The organism is Pseudomonas sp. PS01303, assembly GCF_029959385.1.
Classification (GTDB): Bacteria; Pseudomonadota; Gammaproteobacteria; order Pseudomonadales; family Pseudomonadaceae; genus Aquipseudomonas; species Aquipseudomonas rustica.
In genome coordinates, this window is record NZ_JASCPK010000126.1 from 1 (window position 1) to 17,083 (window position 17,083).

A 17,083-nucleotide genomic window follows, 5' to 3' on the forward strand; every position below is an offset into this window, starting at 1 on the left:
CCCTGTAGGAGCTGCCGAAGGCTGCGATCTTTTGATCTTTTTTATAAAACCAAGATCAAAAGATCGCAGCCTTCGGCAGCTCCTACAGGGGGATTGTGGGGAGTTTGTTAGTGCGGCAGGCGTCGGCCGTCCAGGACTCGATTGACCATGAGTTCACTCAGCATGATTACCTGATGCAGCATCAACAGGGATCGGCGTTGTGAGTTGTCGACGACATCGCCAATTTCACGCGCCATGTCGTTGGCGGCGGCTAACGATTCGCAGGCTTCGACGAGTAATGTTACTTCGTCCACAGTGGGGTCGATCAGGAAGATTTTGCTGGTTTTGCGGGAAGGGATTGAGAGTTTCAGTGAATCGGGGTTGAGGTAGAAATTGATGGCCCGGTCTGTCGCCTCTTTTATCTTTTGAGGTTCGAGCGACGGGTCGAACGGGATCGGATCGGTTTCCGGTGGGTTGGGCGTGACTTTGAACATAGATGGAACTCCACTCAGCGAAATGAAGAGCCATCACTCTCGCTACCAAACGAGGGTGGCGGCCAGGCGCGGGTTGGTAGACCGGTCTAAGCGGAGTAAAACCCCGGCGCTCCCGAAGGAGCCCCACGCATGGCCGCCATAAAAGCCGAGTCCCCAAAAAAGGGATTGCATCAGGCGTCAACACACGCTTAGAAACGGGCTACCAAACCCGATCACTGTTTTTCAGTGACAGAGCAACGATATAACCCGACCCATAGCAGCGTATGCCGGCGGATTCTGAGGTGCGCGTAGGTAACGGCGCAAGGCGTTGTAGCCTTTATGGCGTAACGGTTTGTGTAATTTAAACGCGCATGCGGATTTGTGTTTAAGCACCTCAACAGACCGCCAAATCCCAGACAAAAAAAACGCCCCGAACCAGTCGGGGCGTCAGTTTTGCGGCTCTGCGGTTAGCTTTCTATCCGATCCGCAAAGGCCGTTTGCTCAGGCGGAAGAGATCAGTGGAACTGTTCTTCTTCAGTCGAACCGGTCAGTGCGGTTACCGAAGACGAGCCACCTTGAATCACGGTGGTCATGTCGTCGAAGTAGCCGGTGCCCACTTCCTGCTGGTGAGCCACGAAGGTGTAACCCTTGGCGGCGTCAGCGAATTCCTGCTCTTGCAGTTTCACATAAGCAGTCATGTCGTTGCGGGCGTAGTCGTGCGCCAGGTTGAACATGCTGTGCCACATGTTGTGAATGCCGGCCAGGGTGATGAACTGGTGCTTGTAACCCATGGCGGACAGTTCGCGCTGGAACTTGGCGATGGTCGCGTCGTCCAGGTTTTTCTTCCAGTTGAAGGAAGGCGAGCAGTTGTACGACAGCAGTTGATCCGGGTATTCCTTTTTGATCGCTTCGGCGAAGCGACGAGCCTCGTCCAGATCCGGCTTGGCAGTTTCGCACCAGATCAGGTCGGCGTATGGCGCGTAAGCCAGGCCACGAGCGATGGCTTGATCCAGACCGGCACGTACCTTGTAGAAACCTTCCTGAGTGCGCTCGCCAGTCACGAACGGCTGGTCGTACGGGTCGCAATCGGAGGTCAGCAGGTCAGCGGCGTTCGCGTCGGTACGGGCCAGAATGATGGTCGGGGTACCGGCAACGTCAGCAGCCAGACGTGCAGCGGTCAGCTTCTGTACGGCTTCCTGAGTTGGAACCAGTACTTTACCGCCCATGTGACCGCATTTTTTCACGGAAGCCAGTTGGTCTTCGAAGTGAACGCCGGCGGCACCTGCTTCGATCATGCTTTTCATCAGCTCGTAAGCGTTCAGCACGCCACCGAAACCGGCTTCAGCGTCAGCAACGATCGGCGCGAAGTAGTCGATGTAGCCTTCGTCGCCCGGGCCTTTGCCGGCTTTCCACTGGATCTGGTCAGCACGACGGAACGAGTTGTTGATGCGCTTGACCACGGTTGGAACCGAATCCACCGGGTACAGCGACTGGTCCGGGTACATCGATTCGGCGGAGTTGTTGTCCGCAGCAACCTGCCAGCCCGACAGGTAGATCGCCTGGATACCGGCTTTGACTTGTTGCACAGCCTGGCCGCCGGTCAGGGCGCCCATGCAGTTGACGAAATCTTTCTCAGGACGGAAGGACGGCTTGGCGCCCTGGGTCACCAGGTTCCACAGCTTTTCGGCGCCCAGTTTTGCAAAAGTGTGCTCAGGTTGAACCGAGCCACGCAGGCGGACGACGTCAGCAGCGGAGTAAGCGCGTGTCACGCCTTTCCAGCGCGGGTTTTCAGCCCAGTCTTTTTCGAGGGCTGCAATTTGCTGTTCGCGTGTCAGTGCCATGGAGATAAACCTCGTCGCGTCTTTTATGAAAAGTTGTTCTGCGGTGGAAAATTCCTGCGCTCGCTGACCAGAAGCTTAGAGGGTCAAGTCGGATTCGGCGGGGTAGGCGACGGTATGAACGATGGGCTCGAGGGGAAGTGAGCAGGTAGTGGCGGACTGCGGGCGCATTCGGGCGTCGTGGGCCTCTATACGGTCTACAGTGTGGAGCCGGGTTACCTAATTACGCTTCCGTCCCTCGGGACAACTTCGTTCCAGTCGGCAACCTCGTCAAACACACCTTGTGGGCGGTACAGACACGAAGCGGTTCGCGGGGTAGGTGCGAACATCGCTTCGAAGGCCCTTGCCAAGGCCTCTGATTAGCGGGAGCGAGGCCATCATGCCTTTGCTTTTTTGCCTCGTCAAACGTTTTGTAGTGCTTTTTTTCAAGCACTACATCTTTCGTCTAATACGACTAATCAGTCAGTTTTCGGTGAGTTAGTCCAAGGTGTCGACTTTCACCCGCAAGGTCATGTCATCCCGGCCTTGAGTAGAGTAGCTGCGGGTCAGGCCCTGTTTGTCGGCCTGAGTCTGGCTGTTGACGCCGGCGAGGGTGATCCACTCACCGAGGCGCCCGGTGACGGTTGTGTCAGTGCTTTGCACGTTCACTACATCGGGACGTTCCTGGCTCATGCGGTCACGGTTGGTACTGATCGCCAGGTGAACGGTGTCGCCGGTGACGCTGGCGGTAACGTAGAACCCTTGAGTGACGTTGCGATACTGGGTCTGGCTGCTGTAATCGCCGTAGGAATTGCTCTGGCTGCTGGTGATTGGCACGCTTTGGCCTACTTGAATTAACGCCGGTGCGCCTTCGCTGGCTTGTACTTGCTGAATGCCACCGTTACGGCTGGTGGTGCTGCGGCTGATGATGCGGGTCTGGTTGGGCGGGGCGCCGTTGACCGAATAGCCTTCATCGCCGCGACCATTGTTTTCGTTGGTGTCGACGGTGATCAGCAGGCGTTTGGGCGCGGTGTCGAGTTGTGACAGCAGATCCTTGAGTTCCTGAATCTTGCCAGGCTCAGCCTTGACGATGAGCTGGTTGCCGTAGGCGCTGACCTGGCCGTCCTGACCGATGAAGTCCTGCGCCACCGGCAACATATCGGCGCTGGTGTGGTACTTGAGGGGCACGATTTCTGTGGCTGCCATCACCGAAAAACTGCAACCGAGCAGCAGGGTGGTGAGCAGGGTGCGTAGGGACATGTCCGTTATCTCCGCGTTCGAAAGGCTTGATATTGCCAGTTTGTCGGCCTCGGGTGGGGCAAGTTGAATGCTGGACAACAAAACGCCCCGGCATCGTTGGATGCCGAGGCGTTTCGAGAACTGCTTTTGTGGCGAGGGGATTTATCCCCGATGGGCTGCGAAGCAGCCCCAAATCCTGAAAACGCGGTGCATCAAGTAGACCGAGTTTGTCGGGTTGGCGACTGCTGCGCAGCCGAACGGGGATAAATCCCCTCGCCACAGGGTTTGCATGATCGTTCCCACGCTCTGCGTGGGAATGCAGCCAGTGACGCTCTGCGTCAAATGCCGCAAGGGACGCGGAGCGTCCCGAGAGGCATTCCCACGCAGAGCGTGGGAACGATCAGGGCGGGGTTCAGGCCGAATGGCGAACCATGTCGACGTGCGGAATCCCGGCTTCGAGGAATTCCTCGCTGACCAGGCTGAAGCCCAGGCGCTCATAGAACGCCGTGGCTTGCACTTGCGCGCTGAGCATCTGCTCTTTCAAGCCGCGTGCTTCTGCTTCGGCGATGACCGCTTGCATCAGCGCATCACCGACCTTCATCCCGCGCCAGTCTTTCAGCACCGACACGCGGCCGATGTGGCCGTCAGGCAACAGGCGCGCAGTGCCGATCGGGAAGTCGCCTTCAAACGCCAGGAAATGCACGGCGCTGGCGTCGTCCGCGTCCCATTCCAACTCAGGTGGCACCGATTGCTCGGCAATGAACACCGTTTCACGAATGCGCCGGATCTCGGCGATGTCCTTCTGCCAGTCTGCGACACGAACGCGAATCTTATTCATCAGCGAACCCCAGGCTGCCTTGCTTGACCAGTTCGCAGAGCAGGCCGGCACCGTCTTCGTCGTTCAGCCACTCGCCGAGGTTGTCGGCGTGCAGGGCGTCGGCGGCGCAGATCAGTTTCAGCAGCTCGCGCAGTTTGCCCGGCAGGTAGCGGCTCTGGCCGCTGGCGAACAGCAGCAGGTCGTCATCGACTTCCGACCACGCCAGACGCGCGCTCGGATTGCGGATCAGCACGGCGCCGTCTCGCAGAGCGTTAAGGAATTCTTCTTCCTCGACGTCGTCAGGGCCGCTGACCAGTTCCGGGTAGCGCGGCTCGGTCATGTACTGGCCGAACCAGGTCAGCAGCAGACGCTCGTCGCTCATGTGTTCAGCGAGCAGGGCTTTGAGGCGATCCAGCGCATCGTGTTGAATCTGATGCGGGTCAGCGGCTGGCTGCGCGTCGGCGTCGGTGTAGCGCTCTTCGTCAGTCAGGAACTGGCTGAGGAAGTCGGTGAAGTGGGTCAGCACCTCAGAGGCGCTCGGCGCGCGGAAACCTACCGAGTAGGTCATGCAGTTGTCGACCGCGACACCGCAGTGAGCCAGACGTGGCGGCAGGTAGAGCATGTCGCCCGGTTCCAGCGTCCACTCTTCGGTCTCGTGGAATTCAGCGAGGATGCGCAGATCTGCGTGTTGCAGCAGCGGGCTTTCGGAATCGCACATCTGGCCAATTTTCCAGTTGCGCTTGCCGTGACCTTGCAGCAGGAACACGTCGTAGTTGTCGAAGTGCGGGCCGACGCTGCCACCCGGGGCGGCGAAGCTGATCATCACGTCGTCGACGCGCCAGCTCGGCAGGAAGCGGAAGTTTTCCAGCAGCTCGCTGACTTCCGGCACGAACTGATCGACGGCCTGAACCAGCAGCGTCCACTCTTTTTCCGGCAATTTGCTGAATTCGTCTTCAGCGAACGGGCCGCGACGCAATTCCCATGGGCGCTCGCCGTGCTCGATCACCAGACGCGATTCGACTTCTTCTTCCAGGGCCAGACCCGCCAGCTCGTCGGCGTCGATCGGGCTTTCGAAGTCAGGGATTGCCTGGCGGATCAGCAGCGGTTTTTTCTGCCAGTAGTCGCGCAGGAATTCGCGTGCGGTGATGCCACCCAGAAGTTGCAGAGGAATATCAGGATTCATGTGTAACCTATTGAAAAAAAGCACTTTTCAGACGGGAATAAAAACGCCCGGCGCGGCCGGGCGTCTCAAACGGGGCAAACGGTCGATCAGATGCGTTTGGCTTGCGCTACAGCGTTGCCGATGTAGTTGGCCGGGGTCAGTTGCTTGAGCTCGGCTTTCGCTTCGGCTGGCATGTCCAGACCATCGATGAAAGTCTGCAGCGCTTCAGGGCTGATGCCCTTGCCACGGGTCAGTTCTTTCAGCTTCTCGTACGGGTTTTCGATGTTGTAGCGGCGCATCACGGTCTGGATCGGCTCAGCCAATACTTCCCAGCAAGCGTCGAGGTCAGCGGCAATCTTCTGAGCGTTCAGCTCGAGTTTGCTGATGCCTTTGAGGCTGGCTTCGTACGCGATCACGCTGTGGGCGAAGCCGACACCGAGGTTACGCAGTACGGTGGAGTCGGTCAGGTCGCGCTGCCAGCGGGAGATCGGCAGTTTGCTCGCCAGGTGCTGGAACAGTGCGTTGGCGATACCCAGGTTGCCTTCGGAGTTTTCGAAGTCGATCGGGTTGACCTTGTGCGGCATGGTCGACGAACCGATTTCGCCAGCGATGGTGCGCTGCTTGAAGTAACCCAGGGAGATATAACCCCAGATGTCACGGTCGAAGTCGATCAGGATGGTGTTGAAGCGCGCGATCGCGTCGAACAGCTCGGCGATGTAATCGTGCGGTTCGATCTGCGTGGTGTACGGGTTGAAACCAAGGCCCAGCTCGTCTTCGATGAAGGCGCGGGCATTGGCTTCCCAGTCGATCTGCGGGTAGGCCGACAGGTGCGCGTTGTAGTTGCCGACAGCGCCGTTGATCTTGCCCAGCAGCGGTACGGCAGCGACTTGAGCAATCTGACGCTCGAGACGGTAAACCACGTTCGCCAGCTCTTTACCCAGAGTGGTCGGCGAGGCCGGTTGACCGTGGGTGCGCGACAGCATCGGCACGTCAGCAAAACGGATGGCCAGTTCGCGGATGGCTTCGGCGGTCTGGCGCATGAGTGGCAGCATCACGTCGTCACGGCCTTCGCGCAGCATCAGGGCGTGGGACAGGTTGTTGATGTCTTCGCTGGTGCAGGCAAAGTGGATGAACTCGCTGACATTGGCCAGCTCCGGCAGCTTGGCCGCTTGCTCTTTGAGCAGGTATTCGATCGCTTTGACGTCGTGGTTGGTGGTGCGCTCGATCTCTTTGACGCGCTCGGCGTGCTCCAGCGAGAAGTTTTCAGCCAGTTCATTGAGAACGGCGTTGGCCTCGGCGGAGAAGGCTGGCACTTCTGGGATACCCGCGTGGGCGGCCAGGCGCTGGAGCCAGCGCACTTCAACCAGAACTCGGGCACGGATCAAACCGTACTCGCTGAAAATCGGGCGCAGGGCCTGGGTTTTGCCGGCGTAGCGGCCGTCAACAGGGGAAACCGCAGTGAGCGAAGAAAGCTGCATGGGGTGTTCTCGGACAGTCGGGCAACGAAATGGGGCGCGTATCATACATGAAAAAATCCGCCGGTCCGTTGCCAACTGACCGGCGTATTACGCGTTACAGACTACAAAGTGTTTATTGCGCGGCGTTTATTCGCTGCGCATCAATGGATACAGCTCTTTGAGCAGCTTGCGCCGGCTGATCACCAACTGCCAGCGATGGCCGCCGAGCTGTCGCCACAGGCGTGCCGAACGGATGCCGGCGAGCAACAGGGCGCGAATTTTCGAGGCGTTGCTCGGTTGTTGCAGGTTGCGCATGTCGCCGTGCACCTGAATCCGTTGGCGCAAGGTACTCAGGGTGTCCTGATACAGCGCGCCGCAGGCGGCAATCACGTTTTCATGGGCCGGGCCGAAGTGTTCGACCTGCGACTGAATCTGCGGCAGACGTTTGCCGATCACATCGAGCATGTCGCCGCGTTTCGCCAGTTGGCGTTCCAGACCGAGCATCGACAGGGCATAGCGCAATGGCTCGCGCTGCAAGGTGCTCGGGTCGCGTTCGAGGGCGCCGATCAGCGCCCGATAGCCTTCGCGCAGATTGAGGTCATCGCCGCCGTACACGTCCAGCGTGTCTTTCGGGTCGCGCACCAACAGGCTGCCGAGCATGCACGTCAGGCCGGCTTCGCTGGTCTGGCCGCTTTTGGCGATCCGGTCGACCAGCACGGCGGCGAGAAACACGCCGCCCAGCGCCGTCAGTTGCTCCTGAGTCGGGCTCATGCCTGGCCGCTCCACCGCTCGGCCACTTCGATCACGCCGCCGCCGAGGCAGATTTCACCGTCATAGAACACCACGGACTGGCCCGGCGTCACCGCGCGTTGCGGCTCGTCGAACACGGCGCGGTAGCCATTGGCGGTTTTTTCCAAGGTGCAGGCTTGATCGCTCTGGCGATAGCGAACCTTGGCGGTCAGGCGCAGCGGCTGGCTCAGGTCGATCGGGTTGACCCAATAGATTTCCGAAGCGAGCAGGGCGCCGGAGAACAGCCATGGATGGTTGTTGCCCTGGCCGACGATCAACTCGTTGGTGTCGAGATCCTTGCGCAGCACGTACCACGGCTCGTCGCCGGCGTCTTTCAACCCGCCGATGCCGAGGCCCTGACGCTGACCGATGGTGTGGTACATCAAGCCGTGGTGACGGCCGATGACTTCGCCTTCGGTGGTTTTGATTTCGCCCGGTTGCGCTGGCAGGTATTGCTTGAGGAAGTCGCTGAAGCGACGCTCGCCGATGAAGCAGATCCCGGTGGAATCCTTCTTCTTGGCGGTCGCCAGCTCGTATTTCTCGGCAATTTCACGGACTTTCGGCTTTTCCAGTTCGCCAACCGGGAACAAGGTCTTGGCGATCTGTTCGCCGCCAACGGCGTGCAGGAAGTAGCTTTGATCTTTGTTCGGATCGAGGCCTTTGAGCAGTTCGGTGCGGCCATCGATGTCGCGACGGCGCACGTAGTGACCAGTGGCGATCAGGTCGGCGCCGAGCATCATGGCGTAATCGAGGAACGCCTTGAACTTGATCTCGCGGTTACACAGGATGTCCGGGTTCGGCGTGCGCCCGGCCTTGTATTCGGCCAGGAAGTGCTCGAACACGTTGTCCCAGTACTCGGCGGCGAAGTTGGCGGTGTGCAGCTTGATGCCAATCTTGTCGCAGACAGCCTGGGCATCCGCCAGGTCGTCCATGGCGGTGCAGTATTCCGTTCCGTCGTCTTCTTCCCAGTTCTTCATGAACAGGCCTTCCACTTCATAGCCCTGCTCGATCAGCAGGAGAGCGGAAACGGAAGAGTCCACGCCGCCGGACATGCCGACAATGACGCGCTTCTTGGATGTGTCAGAAGGGGCTGGATCACGCATAGGGATTCAATGAGTGTCTTGAAAAAGGACGCGATTCTAGCAGGCTCGCGGCCTCAAGGCTAAAGAGAAGGGCGGATCAGTTCGAGGCTGAAGTGATGCCCGGCCAGATAATCGTCGATGCAACGGATGATCAGCTCACTGCGCCAGTTGTCGCGTTGAGCCATTAATTCGTCACGGGTCAGCCACTTGGCGCCGACGATGCCGTCGTCGAGTTGATAGTCCGCGTTGTGTTTTACCGCTTTGGCGCTGAAACACACGCGCTGGTAGGTCACGCCGTTGCTCGGGGCGGTGTACAGATAAATACCGATGACGCCGGTGGGCTCGACGTCCCAGCCGGTTTCTTCAAGGGTTTCGCGGATGGCGGCGTCGATCAGGGTTTCGTCCGGATCGAGATGACCGGCGGGCTGGTTGAGCACATTGCGCCCGGCTTTGTGTTCTTCAACCATCAGGAAGCGACCGTTGTCCTCGACAATGGTGGCGACGGTGATGTGGGGGAGCCATTCCATAAAACCTTCCTCAAGTCTGGGGTTGAAATGCAATCCAATGTAGGAGTGAGCCTGCTCGCGATAGCGCATTGTCAGTCACCATAATTGTTGAATGGTATACCGCTATCGCGAGCACGCTCACTCCTACAAGGGATTTGTGTGAACTCTGGAAACACAAACCCCGGCACCAGGCCGGGGTTTGTTTACCGCGCTACAACCTTAAACCAGCGCAGCAATCGCCGCGTTGAGGGTTGCGCTTGGGCGCATGGCCTTGCTGATCAGCTCGGCATTGGCGTGGTAGTAACCGCCGATGTCGACTGGCTTGCCCTGAACGGCGTTGAGTTCGGCAACGATGGTTGCTTCGTTCTCGGTCAGGGTTTTTGCCAGGGTCGCGAACTGCGCTTGCAGTGCAGCGTCTTCAGTCTGGGCAGCCAGGGCCTGAGCCCAGTACATCGCCAGGTAGAAGTGGCTGCCGCGGTTGTCGATGTTGCCGACTTTGCGCGATGGCGACTTGTTGTTGTCGAGGAACTGGCCAGTGGCCTGATCCAGGGTTTTCGACAGCACCAGCGCTTTCGGGTTGTTGTAGTTCACGCCCAGATGCTCAAGGGACGCTGCCAGTGCGAGGAACTCGCCCAGCGAATCCCAGCGCAGGAAGTTCTCTTCAACCAGTTGCTGCACGTGCTTCGGTGCCGAACCGCCAGCGCCGGTTTCGAACAGGCCACCGCCGTTCATCAGCGGCACGATCGACAGCATCTTGGCGCTGGTGCCCAGTTCCATGATCGGGAACAGGTCAGTCAGGTAGTCGCGCAGTACGTTGCCGGTCACCGAAATGGTGTCCTTGCCTTCGCGGGTGCGCTGCAGGGTGAACTTCATCGCGTCGACCGGCGCCATGATCTGGATGTCCAGACCGGACGTGTCGTGATCCTTCAGGTACGCCTGAACTTTCTCGATCACTACGCCGTCGTGAGCGCGCATTGGGTCGAGCCAGAAGATCGCTGGCGTGCTGCTGGCGCGAGCACGGTTGACGGCCAGTTTGACCCAGTCCTGGATCGGCGCGTCTTTGGTCTGGCACATGCGGAAGATGTCGCCGGCTTCAACAGCCTGTTCCATCAGCAGGGTGCCTTTGCTGTCGGTCACGCGAACCACGCCGTCAGCCTTGATCTGGAAGGTCTTGTCGTGCGAGCCGTACTCTTCGGCTTTCTTCGCCATCAGACCCACGTTTGGCACGCTGCCCATGGTGGTCGGATCGAAAGCGCCATTGGCTTTGCAATCTTCGATCACGGCCTGGTAGATGGTCGCGTAGCAACGATCCGGAATCACAGCCTTGGTGTCGTGCAGTTGACCGTCAGTGCCCCACATTTTGCCGGAGTCACGGATCATCGCTGGCATCGAGGCGTCGACGATAACGTCGCTCGGCACGTGCAGGTTGGTGATGCCTTTGTCGGAGTTGACCATCGCCAGCGACGGACGAGCGGCGTAGACGGCGGCCATGTCGGCTTCGATCTGCGCTTGCTGCTCAGCCGGCAGGGCTTTGATGCGAGCGTACAGATCGCCGATGCCGTTGTTCAGGTTGAAGCCGATCTCGGCCAGCACGGCTGCGTGCTTGGTCAGCGCGTCTTTATAGAACTCGGCAACGATCTGACCGAACATGATCGGGTCGGAGACCTTCATCATGGTTGCTTTCAGGTGAACCGACAGCAGCACGCCTTGGGCCTTGGCGCTTTCGATTTCAGCAGCGATGAACGCACGCAGAGCGTTTTTGCTCATCACGGCGCAGTCGAGGATCTCGCCAGCCTGAACGGTGGTTTTTTCTTTCAGAACGGTCGCGGTGCCGTCTTTGGCGATCAGCTCGATCTTCACGGCGTCAGCGGCGTCGATCAGGGCAGCTTTTTCGCTGCCGTAGAAATCGCCGGTGCTCATGTGAGCGACGTGGGACTTGGAGTCTTTGGCCCAGGCGCCCATTTTGTGCGGGTGCTTGCGCGCATAGTTTTTAACCGACAGCGGAGCGCGACGGTCGGAGTTGCCTTCACGCAGAACCGGGTTCACGGCGCTGCCCTTGACCTTGTCGTAACGCGCCTTGGCGTCTTTGTCGGCGTCGCTGGTCACAGTTTCCGGGTAGTCCGGCAGGTTGTAACCCTGCGCTTGCAGCTCTTTGATCGCGGCTTGCAGCTGAGGCACCGAAGCGCTGATGTTCGGCAGCTTGATGATGTTGGCTTCAGGCGTAACGGCCAGGTCGCCCAGTTCGGCGAGGTGGTCGGCTACGGCTTTGTCACCCAGTTGCTCGGGGAAGCTGGCCAGAATACGTGCTGCAAGAGAGATATCGCGGGTTTCCACGGCGATATCGGCCGAAGCGGTGTAGGCCTCGATGATCGGCAGCAGGGAATAGGTGGCGAGGGCTGGAGCTTCGTCGGTGAAGGTATAGATGATCTTCGAGCGGGTGGGCATATTCGGATTAACTCTCTCTTCTTTGCTAAAGCGTGCGCAGAAACTCGAGGGGCGCCGGGTAAGCGCGTTCGTTCAAAGTCATCCATGAACCGAATGTCGAGATTCTTCGCGGTGATGTTGGGTGCATCAGTAGAGCGTCAAGCAGTCAGGCTGCGGTAACAACCCGACCAATCAGGCGGAAAGTCTCGTTCTAGAGAGGCCAGCCGTCGTGACCCTGTGGTCAGCGGCGGGCATTATACATAGGTAGCTGGCAATCTGCCGATGGTTCATATGCAACCAATCTCGTCCATTGGTCTAAAGGTCGCAGGGCAGGGTGGCGCGTAGAGTCGTTGCGAATGCTTGAGTTTGGCGCTTTTCCCTTTGCTTTCAGGGTTGTACGAAACGAGTTGTGCGATTGCCGGGAACAGAGGGTTTGCGTGTTGATTTAACTGGGTTACGCTCGAACCAAGCCAGATGTTCAATCCAAACAATGGAGTTCAGCATGGGTTACAAGAAGATTCAGGTTCCAGCCGTCGGCGACAAAATCACCGTCAATGCAGACCATTCTCTCAATGTTCCTGATAACCCGATCATCCCCTTCATCGAAGGTGACGGCATTGGTGTCGACATCAGCCCGGTGATGATCAAGGTTGTCGATGCTGCAGTTCAAAAGGCATACGGCGGTAAACGCAAGATTTCCTGGATGGAAGTCTTCGCCGGGGAAAAAGCCACTCAGGTTTACGATCAGGACACCTGGCTGCCTCAGGAAACTCTCGATGCGGTCAAGGATTACGTGGTTTCCATCAAAGGCCCGCTGACCACGCCAGTCGGTGGCGGCATTCGTTCGCTGAACGTGGCCCTGCGTCAGCAGCTCGACCTGTACGTCTGCCTGCGCCCGGTGCGCTGGTTCGAAGGCGTACCAAGCCCGGTGAAAAAGCCTGGCGACGTCGACATGACGATCTTCCGCGAGAACTCCGAAGACATCTATGCCGGCATTGAGTGGAAGGCCGGTTCACCGGAAGCCACCAAGGTCATCAAGTTCCTTAAAGAAGAAATGGGCGTCACCAAGATCCGTTTCGACGAAAACTGCGGCATCGGCGTCAAGCCGGTTTCGCTGGAAGGCACCAAGCGTCTGGCGCGCAAGGCTCTGCAATATGTGGTCGATAACGACCGCGATTCGCTGACCATCGTGCACAAAGGCAACATCATGAAGTTCACCGAAGGTGCCTTCAAAGAGTGGGCCTACGAAGTGGCCGCTGAAGAATTCGGCGCGACCCTGCTCGACGGCGGCCCGTGGATGCAGTTCAAAAACCCGAAAACCGGCAAGAACGTTGTGGTCAAAGACGCCATCGCCGACGCCATGCTCCAGCAGATCCTGCTGCGCCCGGCCGAATACGATGTGATCGCGACCCTCAACCTCAACGGTGACTACCTCTCCGATGCCCTCGCGGCAGAAGTGGGCGGTATCGGCATCGCGCCGGGCGCCAACCTGTCCGACACCGTGGCAATGTTCGAGGCCACCCACGGCACTGCACCGAAGTACGCCGGCAAGGATCAGGTCAACCCGGGTTCGTTGATACTTTCGGCAGAAATGATGCTGCGCCACATGGGCTGGACGGAAGCGGCGGATCTGATCATCAAGGGCACCAACGGCGCTATCTCGGCCAAGACTGTGACCTATGACTTCGAACGTCTGATGGATGGGGCCAAACTGGTGTCGTCTTCGGGCTTCGGTGATGCGCTGATCTCGCACATGTAAAACGCAGGCACACAAAAACCGCCTGACTCGATGAATTGAGTCAGGCGGTTTTTTTATGGCTGAATGTTTACGGCGTCAACTGGTCGCTGTTTGTTCTTCGGCGACGACCGTGCTCGACACCGGCGAGACTTCGGCCGAAGTAATCTTCACCGCATGCAGGCCTTTGGGGCCTTGCACAATATCGAATCTCACCGCTTGACCTGCTTTAAGGGTTTTGTACCCGTCCATTTCAATGGCCGAATAATGGGCAAAGAAGTCGATGTCTTTGCCATCCTCATCGCGGCCCTCATGGGTGTCGGTGTTGATGAAACCGAATCCCTTGGCATTGTTGAACCATTTCACCTTGCCGACTGCCATGCTCAAATCCCTCTGCAACAGATTCCATCGCTGGAGTATCATCCAATTCATCCGCAATCTAATCCGTTAAAAGGATTGACTCCGCGGATCTTTTTTACCCACTGTGGGCTCTATTGGTTGTAACACCGTTTTCCCGATAGTCAAGGTGACCGGGCAGTCGGAGTTGAAAACGTGTACAACCGCCCCCACCACTGTATTTGCACAACTGACGAACCTTTCTTTCCATGCATGCAATCAGCCAGATTCGACTAACATTCAATCAGGATCGCCCGACTTTCCAAAAGGATCACCCGGAGGAACACGACGACGGTTCGGCGGGCGTTGCTGTTCAGGAAGCAAAGCCTGCATTACAGGCGCCGCCGATGTACAAGGTGGTTTTGTTCAACGATGACTACACACCGATGGATTTCGTCGTCGAAGTGCTCGAGGTGTTTTTTAACCTGAATCGCGAGCTGGCGACCAAGGTCATGCTGGCCGTTCATACAGAAGGACGGGCAGTATGTGGAGTGTTTACCCGCGACATCGCCGAGACAAAGGCCATGCAGGTCAACCAGTACGCCAGGGAAAGCCAGCATCCGCTACTCTGTGAAATCGAGAAGGACGGTTAATCGCCGACCACTTGGGTATGAGGTGAAGCTATGTTAAACCGCGAGCTCGAAGTCACCCTCAATTTAGCCTTCAAGGAGGCTCGTTCGAAGCGTCATGAATTCATGACCGTCGAACATCTCCTGCTGGCCCTATTGGATAATGAGGCTGCCGCCACCGTTTTGCGTGCCTGCGGCGCAAACCTCGACAAACTCAAGCATGACCTGCAGGAGTTCATCGACTCCACCACGCCATTGATCCCCGTTCATGACGAAGATCGCGAAACCCAGCCAACCCTGGGCTTCCAGCGTGTACTGCAGCGTGCTGTTTTTCACGTACAGAGCTCGGGCAAACGCGAAGTAACCGGCGCTAACGTGCTGGTTGCCATCTTCAGTGAGCAAGAGAGTCAGGCGGTGTTCCTGCTGAAACAGCAGAGCGTTGCGCGCATCGATGTCGTCAACTACATCGCCCACGGCATTTCCAAAGTGCCGGGGCATGGCGATCACTCTGAAGGTGAACAAGATATGCAGGACGACGAGGGCGGTGAGTCTTCTTCTTCAGGCAATCCTCTGGATGCTTATGCCAGCAACCTCAACGAACTCGCGCGCCAGGGTCGTATCGATCCGCTGGTCGGCCGTGAGTCGGAAGTCGAGCGTGTCGCGCAGATTCTCGCGCGTCGGCGCAAAAACAATCCGCTGCTGGTCGGCGAAGCAGGCGTGGGTAAAACCGCGATTGCCGAAGGCCTGGCCAAGCGCATTGTCGACAACCAGGTGCCGGATCTGTTGGCGGGTAGCGTCGTTTATTCGCTTGATCTCGGTGCTCTGCTCGCGGGCACCAAGTATCGCGGTGATTTCGAGAAGCGTTTCAAAGCGCTGCTCAATGAACTGAAAAAACGTCCGCAAGCCATTCTGTTTATCGACGAGATCCACACCATTATTGGTGCGGGCGCTGCGTCGGGCGGCGTTATGGACGCTTCGAATCTGCTCAAGCCGCTGCTGTCGTCTGGCGACATTCGCTGCATCGGTTCGACCACGTTCCAGGAATTCCGCGGCATCTTCGAGAAGGATCGTGCCTTGGCGCGTCGCTTCCAGAAGGTTGATGTCGTCGAGCCGTCGGTGGAAGACACCATCGGTATCCTGCGCGGCCTGAAAGGGCGTTTCGAGCAGCACCACAACATTGAATACAGCGATGAAGCACTGCGTGCCGCTGCTGAACTGGCGTCGCGCTATATCAATGATCGGCACATGCCGGACAAAGCCATTGATGTGATCGACGAGGCTGGCGCCTATCAGCGCCTGCAACCGGTCGAGAAGCGCGCCAAGCGCATCGAAGTGCCGCACGTCGAAGACATCGTGGCGAAGATCGCGCGGATTCCGCCGAAGCACGTCACCAGCTCCGACAAAGAACTACTGCGTAACCTGGAGCGTGACCTGAAGCTGACGGTGTTTGGTCAGGACGCGGCGATCGATTCGCTGTCGACTGCGATCAAACTGTCCCGTGCCGGCCTCAAGTCGCCTGACAAGCCAGTCGGTTCGTTCCTGTTCGCCGGCCCGACCGGTGTCGGTAAAACCGAGGCCGCGCGGCAATTGGCCAAGGCGTTGGGCATTGAACTGGTTCGTTTCGACATGTCCGAGTACATGGAGCGCCACACCGTATCGCGTCTGATCGGTGCGCCTCCAGGCTATGTTGGTTTCGACCAGGGCGGTCTGTTGACCGAAGCGATCACCAAGCAGCCGCATTGCGTATTGCTGCTCGATGAAATCGAGAAGGCGCATCCGGAAGTCTTCAACCTGCTGCTGCAGGTGATGGATCACGGCACGCTGACCGATAACAACGGGCGCAAGGCGGACTTCCGCAACGTGATTGTGATCATGACCACTAACGCCGGTGCTGAAACGGCGGCGCGGGCTTCGATCGGTTTCACCCATCAGGATCACTCGTCTGATGCGATGGAAGTGATCAAGAAGAGCTTCACGCCGGAGTTCCGTAACCGTCTGGACACCATTATTCAGTTTGGTCGCCTCAGTCATGAGGTTATCAAAAGTGTGGTGGACAAGTTCCTTACCGAGCTTCAGGCGCAACTGGAAGACAAGCGTGTGTTGCTGGAAGTGACTGACGCGGCGCGTAGCTGGATTGCGGCGGGTGGTTATGATGCGGCGATGGGTGCGCGTCCGATGGCTCGTCTGATTCAGGACAAGATCAAGCGTCCGCTGGCGGAGGAGATCTTGTTTGGTGAGTTGGCTGAGCATGGTGGGGTTGTTCATATCGATATCAAGGATGGTGAGTTGACCTTTGATTTCGAGACCACTGCTGAGATGGCTTGATCGTTGTTGTTTCGCTGAGGGCGCCTTCGGGCGCCCTTTTTGTTGTTTGTCGTTTGGGTTTTTTGGGTGAATATCCGTTGTTGTGGTGATGGCTGGTTAGGGTTCCGCCCTTACGGCGGGTCACTTTTGGCAAACGCCCCAAAAGTAACCAAAAGGTCTGTGCCCTGACGTTCGGCCCTCGCTAATGCTCGGGTTCCTTCGCTCCGGGATTGATCCGGGGGGCAGCGCCTACGGTTTGCTTCGCTGCACCTCCTCTCGCTGTGTTTGGCTGCGCCAAACGGTCGCTGCGCTCCCACCCCCGGATCAATCCCTC

Annotated in this window: 14 protein-coding genes; 3 read left to right on the plus strand and 11 right to left on the minus strand. The window is 58.2% G+C overall.

Going from position 1 to position 17,083, the window contains the following annotated elements; translation table 11 throughout:
• Window positions 1-107 precede the first annotated feature (107 nt).
• The 10 genes from QMX93_RS24250 to QMX93_RS24295 form a co-directional block, all read right to left on the minus strand.
• Window positions 108-473, minus strand: a complete 366-nt coding sequence (locus QMX93_RS24250) for a hypothetical protein (protein ID WP_282358227.1) — start codon at window positions 471-473, stop codon at window positions 108-110.
• A gap of 494 nt (window positions 474-967) precedes the next feature.
• Window positions 968-2,293, minus strand: coding sequence for an isocitrate lyase (gene aceA / locus QMX93_RS24255; RefSeq protein WP_008032724.1), 1,326 nt, complete (start codon window positions 2,291-2,293; stop codon window positions 968-970).
• A 474-nt stretch (window positions 2,294-2,767) separates the two neighbouring features.
• Entirely contained in the window at window positions 2,768-3,529 is a 762-nt protein-coding gene (locus QMX93_RS24260; RefSeq protein ID WP_053121620.1) for a secretin N-terminal domain-containing protein, read from the minus strand.
• A gap of 391 nt (window positions 3,530-3,920) precedes the next feature.
• Window positions 3,921-4,346, minus strand: coding sequence for a GNAT family N-acetyltransferase (locus QMX93_RS24265; RefSeq protein ID WP_053121618.1), 426 nt, complete (start codon window positions 4,344-4,346; stop codon window positions 3,921-3,923).
• Window positions 4,339-5,508, minus strand: a complete 1,170-nt coding sequence (locus QMX93_RS24270) for a cupin domain-containing protein (protein ID WP_282358228.1) — start codon at window positions 5,506-5,508, stop codon at window positions 4,339-4,341. The genes QMX93_RS24265 and QMX93_RS24270 overlap by 8 nt, the downstream gene beginning before the upstream one ends.
• 86 nt (window positions 5,509-5,594) lie before the next feature.
• Window positions 5,595-6,965, minus strand: coding sequence for an adenylosuccinate lyase (gene purB, locus QMX93_RS24275; protein WP_159813879.1), 1,371 nt, complete (start codon window positions 6,963-6,965; stop codon window positions 5,595-5,597).
• Window positions 6,966-7,091: 126 nt separating this feature from the next.
• A complete protein-coding gene (hflD, locus tag QMX93_RS24280; protein ID WP_053121613.1) occupies window positions 7,092-7,715 on the minus strand; it encodes a high frequency lysogenization protein HflD in 624 nt (207 codons plus the stop codon).
• Window positions 7,712-8,836 (minus strand): tRNA 2-thiouridine(34) synthase MnmA, encoded by a 1,125-nt coding sequence (gene mnmA / locus QMX93_RS24285; protein ID WP_282358229.1) that lies wholly within the window; start codon window positions 8,834-8,836, stop codon window positions 7,712-7,714. The genes hflD and mnmA overlap by 4 nt, the downstream gene beginning before the upstream one ends.
• 59 nt (window positions 8,837-8,895) lie before the next feature.
• Window positions 8,896-9,342 carry an NUDIX hydrolase gene (locus tag QMX93_RS24290; RefSeq protein ID WP_282358230.1) on the minus strand — a complete coding sequence of 149 codons (447 nt, stop codon included), beginning with the start codon at window positions 9,340-9,342 and terminating at the stop codon, window positions 8,896-8,898.
• A 198-nt stretch (window positions 9,343-9,540) separates the two neighbouring features.
• Window positions 9,541-11,766, minus strand: a complete 2,226-nt coding sequence (locus tag QMX93_RS24295) for an NADP-dependent isocitrate dehydrogenase (protein ID WP_282358231.1) — start codon at window positions 11,764-11,766, stop codon at window positions 9,541-9,543.
• A gap of 481 nt (window positions 11,767-12,247) precedes the next feature.
• Here QMX93_RS24295 and icd point away from each other — a divergent pair, with 481 nt between their 5' ends.
• On the plus strand, window positions 12,248-13,504 hold the full coding sequence (gene icd / locus QMX93_RS24300) for an NADP-dependent isocitrate dehydrogenase (protein ID WP_159813875.1): 1,257 nt from the start codon (window positions 12,248-12,250) through the stop codon (window positions 13,502-13,504).
• 75 nt (window positions 13,505-13,579) lie between these two features.
• Here icd and QMX93_RS24305 read toward each other — a convergent pair whose 3' ends face one another.
• On the minus strand, window positions 13,580-13,861 hold the full coding sequence (locus QMX93_RS24305; protein WP_282358232.1) for a cold shock domain-containing protein: 282 nt from the start codon (window positions 13,859-13,861) through the stop codon (window positions 13,580-13,582).
• Between the two features lie 224 nt (window positions 13,862-14,085).
• Here QMX93_RS24305 and clpS point away from each other — a divergent pair, with 224 nt between their 5' ends.
• The gene (gene clpS, locus QMX93_RS24310; RefSeq protein ID WP_053121602.1) at window positions 14,086-14,469 is read left to right on the plus strand and encodes an ATP-dependent Clp protease adapter ClpS; all 384 of its coding nucleotides are present in this window, start codon (window positions 14,086-14,088) and stop codon (window positions 14,467-14,469) included.
• Between the two features lie 30 nt (window positions 14,470-14,499).
• Entirely contained in the window at window positions 14,500-16,770 is a 2,271-nt protein-coding gene (gene clpA, locus QMX93_RS24315) for an ATP-dependent Clp protease ATP-binding subunit ClpA (protein ID WP_053121600.1), read from the plus strand.
• Window positions 16,771-17,083: the final 313 nt, after the last annotated feature.

What these genes read in the sequence shown, in the direction of transcription:
- purB (WP_159813879.1), bottom strand. Translation starts at nt 6,965, where the DNA reads ATGCAGCTTTCTTCGCTCACTGCGGTTTCCCCTGTTGACGGCCGCTAC.
- icd (WP_159813875.1), top strand. Translation starts at nt 12,248, where the DNA reads ATGGGTTACAAGAAGATTCAGGTTCCAGCCGTCGGCGACAAAATCACC.
- QMX93_RS24250 (WP_282358227.1), bottom strand. Translation starts at nt 473, where the DNA reads ATGTTCAAAGTCACGCCCAACCCACCGGAAACCGATCCGATCCCGTTC.
- QMX93_RS24305 (WP_282358232.1), bottom strand. Translation starts at nt 13,861, where the DNA reads ATGGCAGTCGGCAAGGTGAAATGGTTCAACAATGCCAAGGGATTCGGT.
- hflD (WP_053121613.1), bottom strand. Translation starts at nt 7,715, where the DNA reads ATGAGCCCGACTCAGGAGCAACTGACGGCGCTGGGCGGCGTGTTTCTC.
- aceA (WP_008032724.1), bottom strand. Translation starts at nt 2,293, where the DNA reads ATGGCACTGACACGCGAACAGCAAATTGCAGCCCTCGAAAAAGACTGG.
- mnmA (WP_282358229.1), bottom strand. Translation starts at nt 8,836, where the DNA reads ATGCGTGATCCAGCCCCTTCTGACACATCCAAGAAGCGCGTCATTGTC.
- clpS (WP_053121602.1), top strand. Translation starts at nt 14,086, where the DNA reads ATGCATGCAATCAGCCAGATTCGACTAACATTCAATCAGGATCGCCCG.
- QMX93_RS24260 (WP_053121620.1), bottom strand. Translation starts at nt 3,529, where the DNA reads ATGTCCCTACGCACCCTGCTCACCACCCTGCTGCTCGGTTGCAGTTTT.
- QMX93_RS24270 (WP_282358228.1), bottom strand. Translation starts at nt 5,508, where the DNA reads ATGAATCCTGATATTCCTCTGCAACTTCTGGGTGGCATCACCGCACGC.
- QMX93_RS24295 (WP_282358231.1), bottom strand. Translation starts at nt 11,766, where the DNA reads ATGCCCACCCGCTCGAAGATCATCTATACCTTCACCGACGAAGCTCCA.
- QMX93_RS24265 (WP_053121618.1), bottom strand. Translation starts at nt 4,346, where the DNA reads ATGAATAAGATTCGCGTTCGTGTCGCAGACTGGCAGAAGGACATCGCC.
- QMX93_RS24290 (WP_282358230.1), bottom strand. Translation starts at nt 9,342, where the DNA reads ATGGAATGGCTCCCCCACATCACCGTCGCCACCATTGTCGAGGACAAC.
- clpA (WP_053121600.1), top strand. Translation starts at nt 14,500, where the DNA reads ATGTTAAACCGCGAGCTCGAAGTCACCCTCAATTTAGCCTTCAAGGAG.